Annotated in this window: 15 protein-coding genes; 12 read left to right on the forward strand and 3 right to left on the reverse strand. The window is 42.3% G+C overall.

What is annotated here, in order from left to right; translation table 11 throughout:
* Positions 1 to 105 precede the first annotated feature (105 nt).
* The 5 genes from B3Q63_RS04410 (at position 106) to B3Q63_RS04430 (ending at position 2,579) form a co-directional block, all read left to right on the forward strand.
* Positions 106 to 342: a TIGR03643 family protein gene (locus tag B3Q63_RS04410; protein WP_296174348.1), complete on the forward strand. Its 237-nt coding sequence runs from the start codon at positions 106 to 108 to the stop codon at positions 340 to 342.
* A 134-nt stretch (positions 343 to 476) separates the two neighbouring features.
* Positions 477 to 1,166 (forward strand): ribulose-phosphate 3-epimerase, encoded by a 690-nt coding sequence (gene rpe / locus B3Q63_RS04415; protein ID WP_183620440.1) that lies wholly within the window; start codon positions 477 to 479, stop codon positions 1,164 to 1,166.
* 89 nt (positions 1,167 to 1,255) lie between these two features.
* Complete coding sequence (locus B3Q63_RS04420) at positions 1,256 to 1,630, forward strand: hypothetical protein (RefSeq protein ID WP_296174227.1); 375 nt, start codon at positions 1,256 to 1,258, stop codon at positions 1,628 to 1,630.
* A gap of 116 nt (positions 1,631 to 1,746) precedes the next feature.
* Positions 1,747 to 2,058: a hypothetical protein gene (locus tag B3Q63_RS04425; RefSeq protein WP_296174229.1), complete on the forward strand. Its 312-nt coding sequence runs from the start codon at positions 1,747 to 1,749 to the stop codon at positions 2,056 to 2,058.
* Positions 2,059 to 2,267: 209 nt separating this feature from the next.
* Positions 2,268 to 2,579 carry a hypothetical protein gene (locus B3Q63_RS04430; RefSeq protein ID WP_183620458.1) on the forward strand — a complete coding sequence of 104 codons (312 nt, stop codon included), beginning with the start codon at positions 2,268 to 2,270 and terminating at the stop codon, positions 2,577 to 2,579.
* 139 nt (positions 2,580 to 2,718) lie between these two features.
* Here B3Q63_RS04430 and rpmG read toward each other — a convergent pair whose 3' ends face one another.
* Together rpmG and rpmB are read right to left on the reverse strand one after the other, a co-directional pair.
* Positions 2,719 to 2,874 carry a 50S ribosomal protein L33 gene (rpmG, locus tag B3Q63_RS04435; protein WP_010201403.1) on the reverse strand — a complete coding sequence of 52 codons (156 nt, stop codon included), beginning with the start codon at positions 2,872 to 2,874 and terminating at the stop codon, positions 2,719 to 2,721.
* Positions 2,875 to 3,029: 155 nt separating this feature from the next.
* Entirely contained in the window at positions 3,030 to 3,266 is a 237-nt protein-coding gene (gene rpmB, locus B3Q63_RS04440) for a 50S ribosomal protein L28 (RefSeq protein ID WP_149488796.1), read from the reverse strand.
* A gap of 485 nt (positions 3,267 to 3,751) precedes the next feature.
* Between rpmB and B3Q63_RS04445 the strand changes: the two genes are divergently transcribed.
* The gene (locus tag B3Q63_RS04445) at positions 3,752 to 5,968 is read left to right on the forward strand and encodes an Ig-like domain-containing protein (RefSeq protein ID WP_296174232.1); all 2,217 of its coding nucleotides are present in this window, start codon (positions 3,752 to 3,754) and stop codon (positions 5,966 to 5,968) included.
* Between the two features lie 191 nt (positions 5,969 to 6,159).
* A complete protein-coding gene (gene purU / locus B3Q63_RS04450) occupies positions 6,160 to 7,089 on the forward strand; it encodes a formyltetrahydrofolate deformylase (protein ID WP_271133572.1) in 930 nt (309 codons plus the stop codon).
* A gap of 112 nt (positions 7,090 to 7,201) precedes the next feature.
* Here the strand turns inward: purU and B3Q63_RS04455 are convergent, their stop codons facing one another.
* Entirely contained in the window at positions 7,202 to 8,008 is an 807-nt protein-coding gene (locus tag B3Q63_RS04455) for a cytochrome C assembly family protein (protein WP_296174237.1), read from the reverse strand.
* A gap of 458 nt (positions 8,009 to 8,466) precedes the next feature.
* On the opposite strand from B3Q63_RS04455, the gene ffh reads away from it, so the two are divergent.
* The 5 genes from ffh (at position 8,467) to B3Q63_RS04480 (ending at position 13,188) form a co-directional block, all read left to right on the forward strand.
* Positions 8,467 to 10,017 carry a signal recognition particle protein gene (gene ffh / locus B3Q63_RS04460; RefSeq protein WP_201628208.1) on the forward strand — a complete coding sequence of 517 codons (1,551 nt, stop codon included), beginning with the start codon at positions 8,467 to 8,469 and terminating at the stop codon, positions 10,015 to 10,017.
* A 212-nt stretch (positions 10,018 to 10,229) separates the two neighbouring features.
* The gene (gene tsaB / locus B3Q63_RS04465; RefSeq protein WP_296174350.1) at positions 10,230 to 10,928 is read left to right on the forward strand and encodes a tRNA (adenosine(37)-N6)-threonylcarbamoyltransferase complex dimerization subunit type 1 TsaB; all 699 of its coding nucleotides are present in this window, start codon (positions 10,230 to 10,232) and stop codon (positions 10,926 to 10,928) included.
* 124 nt (positions 10,929 to 11,052) lie between these two features.
* On the forward strand, positions 11,053 to 11,895 hold the full coding sequence (locus B3Q63_RS04470; RefSeq protein ID WP_201628207.1) for an undecaprenyl-diphosphate phosphatase: 843 nt from the start codon (positions 11,053 to 11,055) through the stop codon (positions 11,893 to 11,895).
* A gap of 70 nt (positions 11,896 to 11,965) precedes the next feature.
* Positions 11,966 to 12,868, forward strand: coding sequence for a class I SAM-dependent methyltransferase (locus tag B3Q63_RS04475; protein ID WP_296174243.1), 903 nt, complete (start codon positions 11,966 to 11,968; stop codon positions 12,866 to 12,868).
* A gap of 77 nt (positions 12,869 to 12,945) precedes the next feature.
* The gene (locus B3Q63_RS04480) at positions 12,946 to 13,188 is read left to right on the forward strand and encodes a hypothetical protein (protein WP_296174246.1); all 243 of its coding nucleotides are present in this window, start codon (positions 12,946 to 12,948) and stop codon (positions 13,186 to 13,188) included.
* Positions 13,189 to 13,208 lie beyond the last annotated feature (20 nt).

Genomic DNA, 13,208 nt, shown 5'->3' on the forward strand with positions numbered 1-13,208 from the left:
CAAGAAAATAAGCAGCAAGATAGTATTGCGCAAAAAAGCAATCTAAAGCCAGCTGCCAGTAACGACAAATCATCTTCTGCAACTGCCGCTAAAGAACTTGATGCCGTGCAACTATCACGAGTGATAGAGATGGCGTGGGAAGACAGAACGCCGTTTGAAGCGATAGAACATGGCTATGGTCTCGATGAGACAGCGGTTATCAAGTTGATGCGTCAAGAGCTAAAGCCGTCATCTTTTCGCTTATGGCGTCAGCGTGTCACCAACCGTGCAACTAAGCATCAAGCCAAGCGCCCGTTTGATGTCGGTCGCGCTTATTGCAAAACCCAATATAAGCCGCGCTAGTTATTTAGCTTTATTGCTTTAATAGTCAGTCATTTAAAGCACGGGCTTTAAAACCAGTTATTTAAATACTAACAATATGCATTAAGAACCTTTTTATTAAACTTTTATACAAACCTCAATTAGGTAGCTCAACTATGATTAGCCCCTCTAAACCGTATCTAATCGCTCCTTCTATTTTATCTGCTGACTTTGCCAGACTGGGTGAAGAAGTAGAGCGTGTATTAGAATCAGGTGCGGATGTCATCCATTTTGACGTAATGGACAACCATTATGTGCCCAATCTAACTTTTGGTAGCATGATATGTAAGGCGCTACGTGACTATGGTATTGAGGCGCCTATTGATGTCCACCTGATGGTGTCGCCAGTCGATAGTATGATTGAGCAGTTTTTAGAGGCGGGTGCAAGTGTAATCACCTTTCATCCAGAAGCCAGCGCCCATATTGACCGCTCTTTGCAGCTCATCAAAGATGGTGGGGCTGAATGTGGCTTGGTATTAAATCCCGCGACGCCGCTACATTATTTAGATTATGTCATGGATAAGGTGGATCAAATCTTACTCATGAGTGTGAATCCTGGTTATGGTGGTCAGTCATTCATTGAAGGCACATTAGACAAAGTCCGCCAAGTTCGTCAACGTATTATTACCAGTGGTCGTGACATCAGATTGGAAGTCGATGGCGGCATCAAAGCCAGTAATATCCGTGCGATTGCCGAAGCAGGTGCGGATATGTTTGTCGCCGGTTCCGCTATCTTTAACCAAGAAGATTATAAAGCGGCTATCGATGCCATGCGCGCAGAGTTGGCCTTGGCAAATGGCTACTAATCACCCTTTGTAGCCATCATATTGAATGATAACTATAAAGTGATAAATCATAGAATCATGACCAATAACAAGTCATGCAAAGGTGAAATATGGATAAGCAAAAGCCCGTTAACGCCCCAGTACCGCCTCAATCTGTCAAAGAGCCTGAGTCACAGCCAGCTAGCCCGCAATCACCTAGCTTAGTGCCCAAAGGTATTACCATTGGCATGGCGGCTTTTGCTTTGGTGCTCAGTCTTGCCGGTTACGGCTTTCGCTTGCTGATTGGCGAGGATGTTGGAGAGGTGTTACGCCATGCGGCGGTGATAGTACCTGCCTTTATGATAGGTATTCCGCTGTTTTTCTGGGTAGGTTCGCGCATTTTAAATAAGGTTAAAGGTTTACATATAGCGAGCTGGAATGCCATTAGCTTGGGCTATTTAACCTCTTGTATATCGATCCTTTGGCTAATGGGTACTTATAGCTAATATAAGTGCCTAATAATACTGATGTTTTTATGATTTAAAACTTTGCCTTTATCACATTTATCGATTTCTCCTCATTAATAAGTCGCGCTTTATGACATGACTGGACGCTTGCTAGTATGGCCACATCTTCTAAGAAAATCACCGATATCATTTTCCCAAAAGACCTACCAAACGGTTTATTTATTGCGCTGATTATAGCCTGTTTGCTATTAGGTTTATCATACCTGCGTCACGGTACAGGGCTGCAAGGTTGGCTACACGTCTTTGAAAATTGGCTACTTATGCTGCTGATAATACCGACCGCCACTGCCACCGTTGCTTTACCGTTCAAATACCGTGACCCTACGCTTGAGATTAAGCTGACCTATTATCTTGGTATGTTCGTCGCCTTCTTATTTACCTTGGCAAAATTGCGCTATTGGCGTTAAGCATCAATTTTTGGCGCCTGAGCACCGATAAAGGAATGGATAAAGTGTATTTATGCAAAAGACTTGGACGTCAGCCCTTGAATTGTAGGCGTAAAGCGTCCATTGTATGAGTAAGATAGTTTTGCCCGCATGACTGTAAGACGAGCGCTTTAACGAATAACATGACCGCATTTTTACAGGTGTAAAACGGGATAATAAGGAAAAAATGAATGCCATACGATATTGATAATGATATAGAAGTAGATAGCGACAGTAGCGATCAGTTTGCAGGATTCGCCAAAGAAACCACGCTTGAGCTGGTAGAAGCAGATGATGGTCGCTTACTATTACGTGACGCTGAACAAGATGAAGCGCCGCTTATGACCATTGACTTTTCTGAAAAGCTCAAAGAAATCCTTGGCAGTGATACGCAAGCGATTGGTCAGCATATGATTCATGCTGCGATTCAAGTAATTATGCAAAAGCAGATGAGCCAGTGGCATGCCCATGTCTATGATAAAGAGCCAACGCACTATAGTTAATGAATCACTGGTTAAAATGAATAAATGGTTAAAAAATTGGCAATAAAAAAGGGTTTATCATTTGATAAACCCTTTTTTTGTTCAAATAATTTATTTATAGAACATATTTATAAAAAATACATTTTATAAAAAACAGCAATTATTTGATTTTAGCTTCTTTAAAGATCACATGCTGGCGTACTTTTGGATCAAACTTTTTGATTTCCATTTTGCCAGGCATAGTGCGCTTGTTTTTGGTAGTGGTATAGTAATACCCAGTACCAGCGGTTGATACTAACTTAATTTTATCTCTCATGATAGCTTTCCTGTAAATGAGGGGTCTTCAAACGATGGGTACGGGTCTAAAGGATTAAGCCGCTAACGATGCTGGCTTTATCAGCCAATCAATCGCTAGCGTAAGAGCAGTCCAAATAGCGACAATCATCGCTAAGATAGACTGTCCGTCTTTACTTAAACTTTTTGACCTTGTGCGCGTAGATCCGCTAACACTTTGTCGATACCAAGTTTGTCGATAGTGCGCATACCTTTGGTAGACACACGTAGACGTACAAAACGATTTTCAGACTCTACCCAAAAACGATGGTTATGAAGGTTTGGTAGAAAGCGACGACGGGTTTTGTTGTTTGCGTGCGAAACATTATTACCCACCATAGGGCGCTTTCCAGTCACTTGGCAAACTCTAGACATGGCGAACTCCTAATCTATGAGGTATGAGGGATTCTCATACCAGTCTGGGCAAGTTGCACGTTTTTGCGGCATGGACACAGCAAGCGGCAGCTTTGCACCAAACAAAACTATTATGAAGGTTGAGCTGATATTACTGTCATCTAAAGGCAAATAACAGGCAAACCAATTCAGAAAATTTTAAAGCCGACATTTATACCATAAAAGTAAAGAATACTCAAATATTTTTATAATAATCGCTGCTTTAAACGATAGCTATTATACCCTGAATTGCGCGCGCTATGTGATTGATTATTTAATAGTAAAAATTCATTTTTTAGTTGTAAGTTATGACAAAAGTCAGTAAAGTTGCGGTTATATATTTAATACAATCTGTTAATACAACTGTTATTATTGTAAGTTCATGTATCATTACTCATCAAATATGAAGCCATGTAATGATTATGTGTATTTACTCAAACAAATTGCGTTCGCCGCGGAGTTCAAAAATGTCATATAGCTCACTACCTCTGACTTCTAAGTTATTTCAACTCACCTTTTTGACTTGTGCATTAGCCTTGGCGGGTTGTGGTGGTGGGGATGGTACAGACGTAATCGCGCCAACACCTGATTTGGGTCCTGAGAAGCCTGATAGTGGCAGCGGCGAAGATGGCACAGGTATGCCAGTAAGTGCTATTAACGTAACTGATATAGTCTTGACCGATCCAAATGGTAATATAACTCGTACCATTACTTCAGCGGGTGTGAGCGCAACAGTAAAAGTAACAGATAAAAGCGGAAATCCAGTAAGTAATGCTTTGGTATCCTTTCAGGCTGAAGGTGTTTCGTTTGGTACCAGCAATAGTAGCGTTTTAACAAATGCAAAAGGTGAGGCAACTATATCTGTCAAACCTTTAGATAGTGCAGATACAGGAAGCTATCAGCTCAGCGCAACTGTCAATTATAATGATTTGACCAAAACTACACCAAGCTATTATTTTTCTTTACAATCTATACAAGTGTTACTAACTGAATTTGCATTGTCATCTAGCAATTTAGATTCGGGAGCTAATACAAATATTACTCTCAGAACAAAAGATGCAGTCAATGATGTCTACCAAAACGATGTTACTGTCAATTTCGATGCGAGTTGTGGTAGCTTTGATAGTAATAGTGTCATTTCAAGCAATCAAGGCGATGTTACGACAACATATAAAGCTATTGATGTTAATGGCAAATTATGTGAGGGTATACACACCATCACTGCTACTCCTGCGAATAATCAAGTAAACAAACAAACAAAGACTGTCAGTATCGCTGGTGCTGAAGCGAGTTCAATATTTTATACGACCACTGAAAAAGTAAAGTTAGGTGCTAGTAATAGTGGGTCATCAAGCTCAGGGCAGATAGAGTTTACTGTATATGCTAATGGTAGACCTGCTGCAAATCAACAGGTTGAAATAAGTAGCATCGACACGCCTCCAGACTTTAGTTTTGTAACATTAAATAACCAGACCTCTAGAACAATAACCAGTGATTCGCAAGGTAAGGTCGTAGTCAACTTATATCCTGGCGCACTACCCGGACCTGTAGAAATTAAAGCTACTCTAAAATCGAATACTAGCATATTTGCATCATCAAAAGACGTCTCTGTAGCGACAGGACGTGCAACTCAAAATGGCGTTAGTATTTCATTAAGTAAAAATGTATTAGCCAATAGTGTAGATGGCGATACTGCAATCATTACAGCAAGATTAGTAGATAGAGTAGGTAACCCTGTACCTGATGGTACGGTAATGAGTTTTGTCAGTGAGGGTGGTAGAGTAACGCCAAGTTGCGCGACTAACAAAGGAATATGTACGGTTGAGTTCAGCACCCAAAATCTACGCCCAGTGGATAATCGTGTCGCAGTAATTGCTTATGTAGAGGGTGATAAAGACTATATTGATAAGGATGGTGATAATCAATTTAGCGCTGGTGATATATTCACGCATAACATCGGCGACTTCTTCCGTGATGATAATGAAAATAACAAGTATGATTCTGAAGCTGGCGAATTTGTATATAGAAGAGGTGCTACTGGCGCTGTTTGTGCACCTTCTTCTAACTCTCAGCCAAATATTGCAGATACCTGTGATAATAAGCTGTCAGCTATCTTACGCCAACATTTTATACTAGGTTTAGCTTCCGATAGTCCAGTATATGAGGGCTTACCTGGTTCTCTTAATCCTAATTTAGGAAAGACGGCAATCACCCGAGCTTTTAAAATGTATGGTAATAGTGCACGTACGGTCAGCATGCCGTCAGGAACTACCATTAGTGTTGTAGCTGAAGATAAGACTGACTACTCTCCTACGGTAGAACTGGCGAATGGTGTAATACAGGTATCAAATGCTGAGCCAAATACTACGGCTATTGTTAAATCAGGTTCAACCTCTATTAATGTTTCAATCAGTGGGAATGGTACGGGTTCAGTAAGTACCACGTTGCCAGAAGGTTCATCCTTGACTGTGGCAAATACGAATGTGACTTGTGAAGCAGAGCTTACTTCTGGTAATTTGAAATTACCTAGTATTATTAATCTAGGAGTTGGTAAAGTAGTTGATAGCGCAGTAAGCTATAAGTTCGAATATAGCGGCTGTCGTCCTAATGATAAAATCAAAGTATCAGTAACGACACCAGCTCCAGCTGCTACTACGACAACGACTACAATACCTGTCATGTAGTAAGCTTATTGAGATTATGAATACAAAACCCCCAAACCTCGCGTTGGGGGTTTTTGTATTCATAATCTCAATAACCAAATACAAGCAACTCAATCAGCAAAGTTTTGCAAAAGCGATTAGAATAGTCGGTTTCCTATGCTGCTAACCATATTCAAAGTAAGCAGCACGTTTCATTTTTAATTGGGCGCATTATGTCAGACAATACCACGACTGCTACAGCAAGTATAAAGTCGAGCAAAAATTCTCAAAACATACCAGTTGCGGCTGCTATTGATACCGCGACGCTATTGATTAAATGCCGCGATCAAGCAGGTATCGTTCAAGCCGTATCTGAGTTTATTCATCGTTATGGCGGCAATATTATTACGCTCGATCAGTATTCAACCGCTCACGAAGGTGGTCAATATTTTATGCGTTTGGAGTTTGCTTTAGCAGGCTTGAGCGAAATTATGGATAACTTTGAAGCCAGCTTCGGTCATACGGTGGCTAAGCGCCATAATATGGCGTGGCGCTTACATAACAATGCGATTAAAACCAAGGTTGGCATTTTAGTGTCAAAGTTCGACCATGCGTTATTAGATTTACTGTGGCGGCATCAGCGCGGCTTGCTCGATTGCGAGATTACGTCTGTCGTTAGTAACCATGAGGATTTGCGCCAAGCGGTAGAAAACTTTGGCATTACTTTCCATTATGTGCCAGTGACTAAGGATAATAAAGACGAGGCAGAAGAGCAGATTCATACCTTGATGGCAGGCAATGATTTGTTGGTATTGGCGCGTTATATGCAGATTTTATCATCTGATTTTGTCAAGCGTTGGCCGATGCAAGTCATCAATATTCATCATTCATTTTTGCCCGCCTTTGTCGGTGCTGATCCTTATCGTCAGGCTTATGAGAAAGGCGTCAAGCTTATCGGAGCGACCGCGCACTATGTTACAGCCGAGCTTGACCAAGGGCCTATCATTGAGCAAGACGTACATCGTGTCACTCACCGTCAAGGGGTGACAGAGTTACGTGCTATTGGCCGTGATATCGAGCGTAATGTTTTGGCGCGCGCGGTGAATTGGCATGTGCAAAACCGCGTGATTGTGGCGGGTAATAAGACCGTGGTTTTTAATTAGCTTTATGTTAAAACGGTTTTAAACCGAAATAAGAGCGCAAAAAAAGGCCGCCAGTATTAGTATTTAATACTGGCGGCCTTTTTTTCATTAGAATGCTGCTGCAAAATTGAATTTATAACAGCATCTCTAATACAAACTTGCTACCGACAAAGCCAATTGCTAATAGAATAAAGGCATAAATGGTCATGTTGGCAGCACGTTTACCACGCCATCCTGCACGCCAATTGCCTAATAATAGCGCGCCAAATAGCAGCCACGATAGGACGCTAAATACCGTTTTATGGGCAAGGTGCTGCGCCATCAAATCTTCTACATAAACAAAGCCAATTCCTAGCGCGATACTCAGCAAGACAAAGCCGACCAAGAGCATGTCGAACAACAAGTTTTCCATGCTCTGTAGCGACGGCAGTTTATTCACCCAAAAGCGATGAATCGATTGGTGTTTCAGCTCGCGTATTTGCAAGCGTAAAAATAGTGCTTGCAGCGCTGCCATCAGCAGCACACAATAGGCGGCAAGTGATAGTAGGATATGCGCTTCAAGCCCGACACTGATATCCGTGATGGGACGATAAGGCGCGCGGCCGATATAACCGACAATCATTCCGACCAATGCCGTCGGTGCTGCTAAAATACCAAGACTGACGATAGGGCGGTATAAGCTAAAAATAACATAGAAAAATAAGAAAAATAAACTAATCAGGCTAATGATGTTAAATAGATTGAAATTTAGCCCGTATAGCGTGACCACATGCGGATAAAGTAATGCTGCATGTGCCAGCATACCGACAACCAATAAACCTAAGCTCACGCCTTTGTGGATAGGTTTATCCTGAATCAGCGCCCAACCAATGTAGATGCTGACCAAAATATAAACCATGCCAGCCAGTAAAAATGCAAGTTGCAAGATAAAAAACCTCATCTCATGATGAGCGCAAAATCGCCGCTCAATTGAATGCTAAAATGGTATTATCAGAATGATTAGAATAATCATCCAATTTATCATAAAATGGCAAGCAATTGAGTGCCATCTTACGGATTGATTATAAGCACTTGTAGGACAGTAGCGCTAAAATTTAGTATTTATTAGCTATAAAATTAAATAGTCAGCTTTATTTAACCCTACATTTGAAAACTGTCATTTGCAAAACGACTATAAGCTTTGCAGCGCCTTAATGCTATAGTATTGATACTGTGCTGCTTTTTATAATGATTTTTATAAAAACGCCACCTCATATGCTATAGCACATCTTAATAAGAGTTATCAGCAATTAACGCTGAACCAAGTTTAACGACGTATTGTTGTCACAATTTTTTTACCAAGAATTGCTTTTATCAAGAATTGTTTTCACTAAGAATTATTTTAATTGAGAGTCATTTATGTTTGATACCTTAACAGAACGCTTATCGTCGAGCCTGCGTAATATCGTCGGCACTGGGCAGTTGACCGAAGATAATATTAAAGATACCTTGCGCGAAGTGCGTATGGCGCTGTTAGAAGCCGACGTCGCGCTACCGGTCACCCGTGATTTTGTGAAGCGGGTAAAAGAGCAAGCGCTTGGTGCGGAAGTGCTGAAAGAATTGGCGCCAGGACAAGCATTCGTTAAAATCGTCCATGACGAGCTGACCGAAATGATGGGCAGCGCCAATCAGCAGCTTGAAATGACGGGTAAACCGCCTGTTGTTTATTTATTAGCGGGTTTGCAAGGTGCGGGTAAAACCACCACGGCTGGTAAATTGGCGAAATTCTTACAAGAACGCCATAAGAAAAAAGTGATGCTAGTTTCTGCTGACGTTTATCGCCCAGCAGCAATTGCCCAGCTTGAGCAAGTAGCAGGGCAAGTAAATGCCAAATTCGTCAATTCAACTAGCGACGAAAACCCAATTGATATCGCCTTACGTGCTATCGAAGAAGCTAAAATTCAGTATCAAGATATTTTGATTATTGATACTGCCGGTCGTTTGGCTATCGACGAAGCCATGATGGAGGAAATCAAAGCCTTAACTGCGGCGGTCAATCCCTCTGAGACGCTATTTGTCGTTGATGCGATGACCGGTCAAGATGCGGCCAATACCGCCAAAGCCTTTAACGATGCGCTGCCATTAACGGGCGTTATTTTGACCAAGACTGACGGTGATGCTCGCGGCGGCGCGGCATTGTCTGTACGTGCGATTACCGGCAAGCCGATTAAGTTTTTAGGTCGCGGTGAAAAACTAGACGCGTTAGAGCTGTTCCATCCTGAACGTATCGCTCAGCGTATCCTTGGTATGGGTGACGTCTTAAGTTTAGTTGAAGAAGTCGAGCAAAAAATCGACCGTGATAAAGCCGAAAAGATGGCGAAAAAGATGCAAAAGGGCGGTGAGTTCGACCTTGAGGATCTATTAACCCAGTTTCAGCAAATGAAAAGTATGGGCGGCATGGCAGGCTTTTTAGATAAGATGCCAGGTATGGGCGGCTCTGATATGCAAAAAGCGGTCGAAGAAGCCAAGCCAGAAGAAAAAGTACGTGAGATGGAAGCCTTGATTAATTCAATGACGCCATTTGAGCGCAAAAACCCAGATAAAATTAACCCAAGCCGTAAGCGCCGTATTGCGGCAGGCTCAGGTCGTGAGATTCAAGACGTCAACCGTTTGCTCAAGCAGCACAAGCAAATGGCAAAAATGATGAAGATGATTTCTAAGCCAGAAGGCATCAGTAAAATGATGAAATCGATGCAAGGATTGATGGGTGGCGGCGCTGGAGCGGGTGGCGGCGGTGGTCCATTATTCGGCGGTGGCGGTCAGCAAGGTGGTGTTAAAGATGTGAACCCACAGCAAATGGCAAAGCAGATGGGACTTGATCCAAACAATATGCCTAGCACTGAAGAGATGCAAAAACAGATGCAAGAGTTGCAAAATCAAGGCCCGAAAAAATTTAAAACACGCTTTTAAATATGGCTGACTGTATTAGCAGTCACTATTAGCAAGTGCTTTTAACAAAAACCTCAAATCTATATAGGCTTTGAGGTTTTTTTAGGTCTCTCTCATTTATACAACTTCTCATTAATAAAGTAGGAAAAAGGTAGAAATTAATAAAATTCGCTTATCCTAAATGCTATGATAGACGCTGTTTTATGATGCCAAGCGAATAAGCCGAGGTGATGATGTTTTTAGCAATGGATACCGTATTTGATCAGTGTTCGATCGCAATTTTAGATGCCAATGGGCAAGTGCTGTCGAGCCATACTGAAACGGGTAAACGCCAGCAGACCCAGCAAATCCTGCCGATGATTGACGCGGCATTGTCCGAGGCTAATCTGCGTCTTGCTGATATAAAAGCATTGATATTCAACCGTGGCCCGGGTGCATTTAGTGGTATACGAATCAATACGGCGGTGGTGCAAGCGCTATCTGTCGCACATGACATTCCTTGTGTAGGAATCTCAAGCCTACAAGCAATTGCCCAATGTGCGTATAAAAAGTACGGCCTGACCCAAGTTTATAGCGCGCTTGATGCGCGTATGCAGCAAGTTTATTTTGGACAATACTCAATTTTAGGCGATGTAGCAGACAATTCTATCATGCAGCCAGTGTTGGCTAATGATAGCGATAGCACCGAGCAGCTGCTTGATTATGACAGCCAAACAGTGCTTAATCTGCCTATCGTCGGCAATGGTGCGCCGCTATTAAAAGCCCATGATGGACAAGTATGCCATAAAGATGTCTGGCCAGACGCGGTGGTAATTGGGCAATTGGGCATTGCTCAATTCATGAATGTTGGCGGTACTGATGCTGCCAATGCATTACCAAGATATCTGCGCAACCAAGCATGGAAAACACTGAAAGAGCAAGGTAAGGCGTAGTTTTTGCTTTATACCATAAAATATCGTTAATCACTAAATACCCTGCATTAAGAAAATACAAACGATTATAAAAGCAACGATCATATAGGACAGCCGATAGCGCTGTCTTTTTAGGGAAGCAACTGTGGATATACTGTTATTAATCCAAGCGGTCATCATGGGTATCGTTGAAGGTATCACTGAGTTTTTACCCATCTCTAGTACGGGATATTTGATTTTATCCGCGGATTTGATGGGCTTTTGGACCAAAGAAAAGGTTGATTTGTTTGTGGTGGTAGTCCAGCTTGGCGCTATCTTAGCAGTCATTTATGATTACTGGGGCAGACTATGGCAAGCGCTCTTGGGGCTGCTGACCGGTAAAGCGGACGGCATGAGTAATCCAAGACAGTTGGGTTTAAGCTTAATTGTCGCGACCATTCCGGTGATGATTGTTGGTTTTACCTTTGCTGATGAGATTAAGACGTATTTGTTTAACCCTATCGTCGTGGCAATTATGCTAATTGTTGGCGGCTTGTTGATATTTTATGTAGAAAATCGCCCTAAAACGATTATCGCGCAAGAAGCAGAAGACGTCAGCCTAAAAACGGCATTGATGATTGGTTTGATGCAGTGTCTGGCCTTAATACCAGGAACATCACGCTCAGGTGCCACTATTATTGGCGCACTGTGGCTTGGCGTATCGCGTAAGGCTTCAGCGGAGTTTTCCTTCTTTTTAGGTATTCCAGTCATTGTCGGTGCGGCATTATTAGATTTGCTAAAACATGGTGATGTATTGACCAGTAGCGAAGATTGGCTAGTGTTGGGCATCGGCACCGTGGTATCGTTTATTGTGGCCTTACTTTGTATTCGCCTATTGGTTGCTTGGGTTAGCCGTCGCGACTTCAAAATCTTTGCATGGCTACGCATTATCACGGGCGTCATCGTATTGGTTGCCGCTTGGGGTTTTGGCTACCAGATGGCGGGCTAAAATTCATAGTGGCATAGTTTTTGATGCTAATACCTGTACTTTTGAACACTAGAAAGGAATGGCAGTTAATATGACCACTGTGAAGCCAATACCGACCGCTCATATTAACTGCCAGCTGTTTTATGTTAGCGAGGTGCAGGCAAGTCAAGTCGAGAACTTGAAGATGCTTATAGCTGAGCATGCGTTACCCATCATTTTAGATATTGAGCTATTTCCCGAAAAGCTCAATCAAAAACGTCGCCAGCAATTAAGCGAAACCTCTACTCAACCTATTCTCTTGTTAGATGAGAAAAACAAACTTTCATGGCTGAGTGATGGTCTCAGTGTCGCACCTGAATGGGATAAGCTACAACGGCGGGTGGTGAGTGCAGGGCGTAAGTCTGAGTTATTATTACAAGCTGCTAAAATTACATCGGATAGTACGGTCATTGATGCGACGGCAGGCTTTGGGCATGACAGTTTGATATTGGCCAGTACTGGTGCTCAAGTTACCATGCTCGAGCAGCAGCCCTTGATGGCGTTATTGTTGTTAGCTGAACAGCAGCGTATGAGCGCGCTGCCAAACTGGCAAAAGCTGATGAGCCGTCTACAAATTATCAATATCGATGCGCTCAGTTATTTTGCAAAATTAAAAGCTGCGTCGGTAAATGATATTAAAGAAAATGATGCGAAAGTAGTCGATGTAATATATCTGGATCCTATGTTTCCAGAAGACAGCTATCAAGATAGCAAAACGGGTAAAGGCGCAAAAGTTGGCAAGCATATGCAAGCCTTGCACCAATTGGCTAGCCCGCCAACATCAGAAGAAGAGCTGCAATTGCTACAAAGTGCGCAAGCGGTGGTCAGTCAAGATGGTGAAAAACAAGGCCGCGTAGTCGTTAAGCGTCCGCAGCTTGCGCCGTTACTTGCAAATCAACAACCGAGTGAAAGCTGGCATAACGAAGCGGTACGCTTTGATGGTTATTTTGTTTGATGGCTATTATTTATGATAATGAATGGACTCAGTGAATCAGTTTGAGTGTTTAGAACTAGTGAATTTAGGAGCAGGGAATGTCGACGCTAATCATATGGATGATGGGTGCAGGTTTATTATTAATCAATATTATCTTACGTACTCGGATATTAAGACTGGAAGCGCGTCTCAAAGAATTGAGTCGTCCTGAAGATTATTTAGCCTTTTTACGTCAGCAAGCCGCACAAAAAGATAAAGTCCCTGCGATTAAAGCTTTACGCAAACAATATCCTGAGTTGTCGCTCATTGAAGCCAACAACTTATGGCAACAAATTCAGTAGTTCACTAATTCGTTCATCCG

The sequence above is a fragment of the Psychrobacter sp. UBA2769 genome, from assembly GCF_002352555.1.
Lineage (GTDB): Bacteria > Pseudomonadota > Gammaproteobacteria > Pseudomonadales > Moraxellaceae > Psychrobacter > Psychrobacter maritimus.

Coding starts and splice junctions, on each gene's coding strand:
- rpe (WP_183620440.1), top strand. CDS start 477: ATGATTAGCCCCTCTAAACCGTATCTAATCGCTCCTTCTATTTTATCT.
- B3Q63_RS04425 (WP_296174229.1), top strand. CDS start 1,747: ATGGCCACATCTTCTAAGAAAATCACCGATATCATTTTCCCAAAAGAC.
- B3Q63_RS04455 (WP_296174237.1), bottom strand. CDS start 8,008: ATGAGGTTTTTTATCTTGCAACTTGCATTTTTACTGGCTGGCATGGTT.
- B3Q63_RS04475 (WP_296174243.1), top strand. CDS start 11,966: ATGACCACTGTGAAGCCAATACCGACCGCTCATATTAACTGCCAGCTG.
- B3Q63_RS04445 (WP_296174232.1), top strand. CDS start 3,752: ATGTCATATAGCTCACTACCTCTGACTTCTAAGTTATTTCAACTCACC.
- rpmG (WP_010201403.1), bottom strand. CDS start 2,874: ATGAGAGATAAAATTAAGTTAGTATCAACCGCTGGTACTGGGTATTAC.
- B3Q63_RS04420 (WP_296174227.1), top strand. CDS start 1,256: ATGGATAAGCAAAAGCCCGTTAACGCCCCAGTACCGCCTCAATCTGTC.
- B3Q63_RS04480 (WP_296174246.1), top strand. CDS start 12,946: ATGTCGACGCTAATCATATGGATGATGGGTGCAGGTTTATTATTAATC.
- purU (WP_271133572.1), top strand. CDS start 6,160: ATGTCAGACAATACCACGACTGCTACAGCAAGTATAAAGTCGAGCAAA.
- ffh (WP_201628208.1), top strand. CDS start 8,467: ATGTTTGATACCTTAACAGAACGCTTATCGTCGAGCCTGCGTAATATC.
- tsaB (WP_296174350.1), top strand. CDS start 10,230: ATGTTTTTAGCAATGGATACCGTATTTGATCAGTGTTCGATCGCAATT.
- B3Q63_RS04430 (WP_183620458.1), top strand. CDS start 2,268: ATGCCATACGATATTGATAATGATATAGAAGTAGATAGCGACAGTAGC.
- rpmB (WP_149488796.1), bottom strand. CDS start 3,266: ATGTCTAGAGTTTGCCAAGTGACTGGAAAGCGCCCTATGGTGGGTAAT.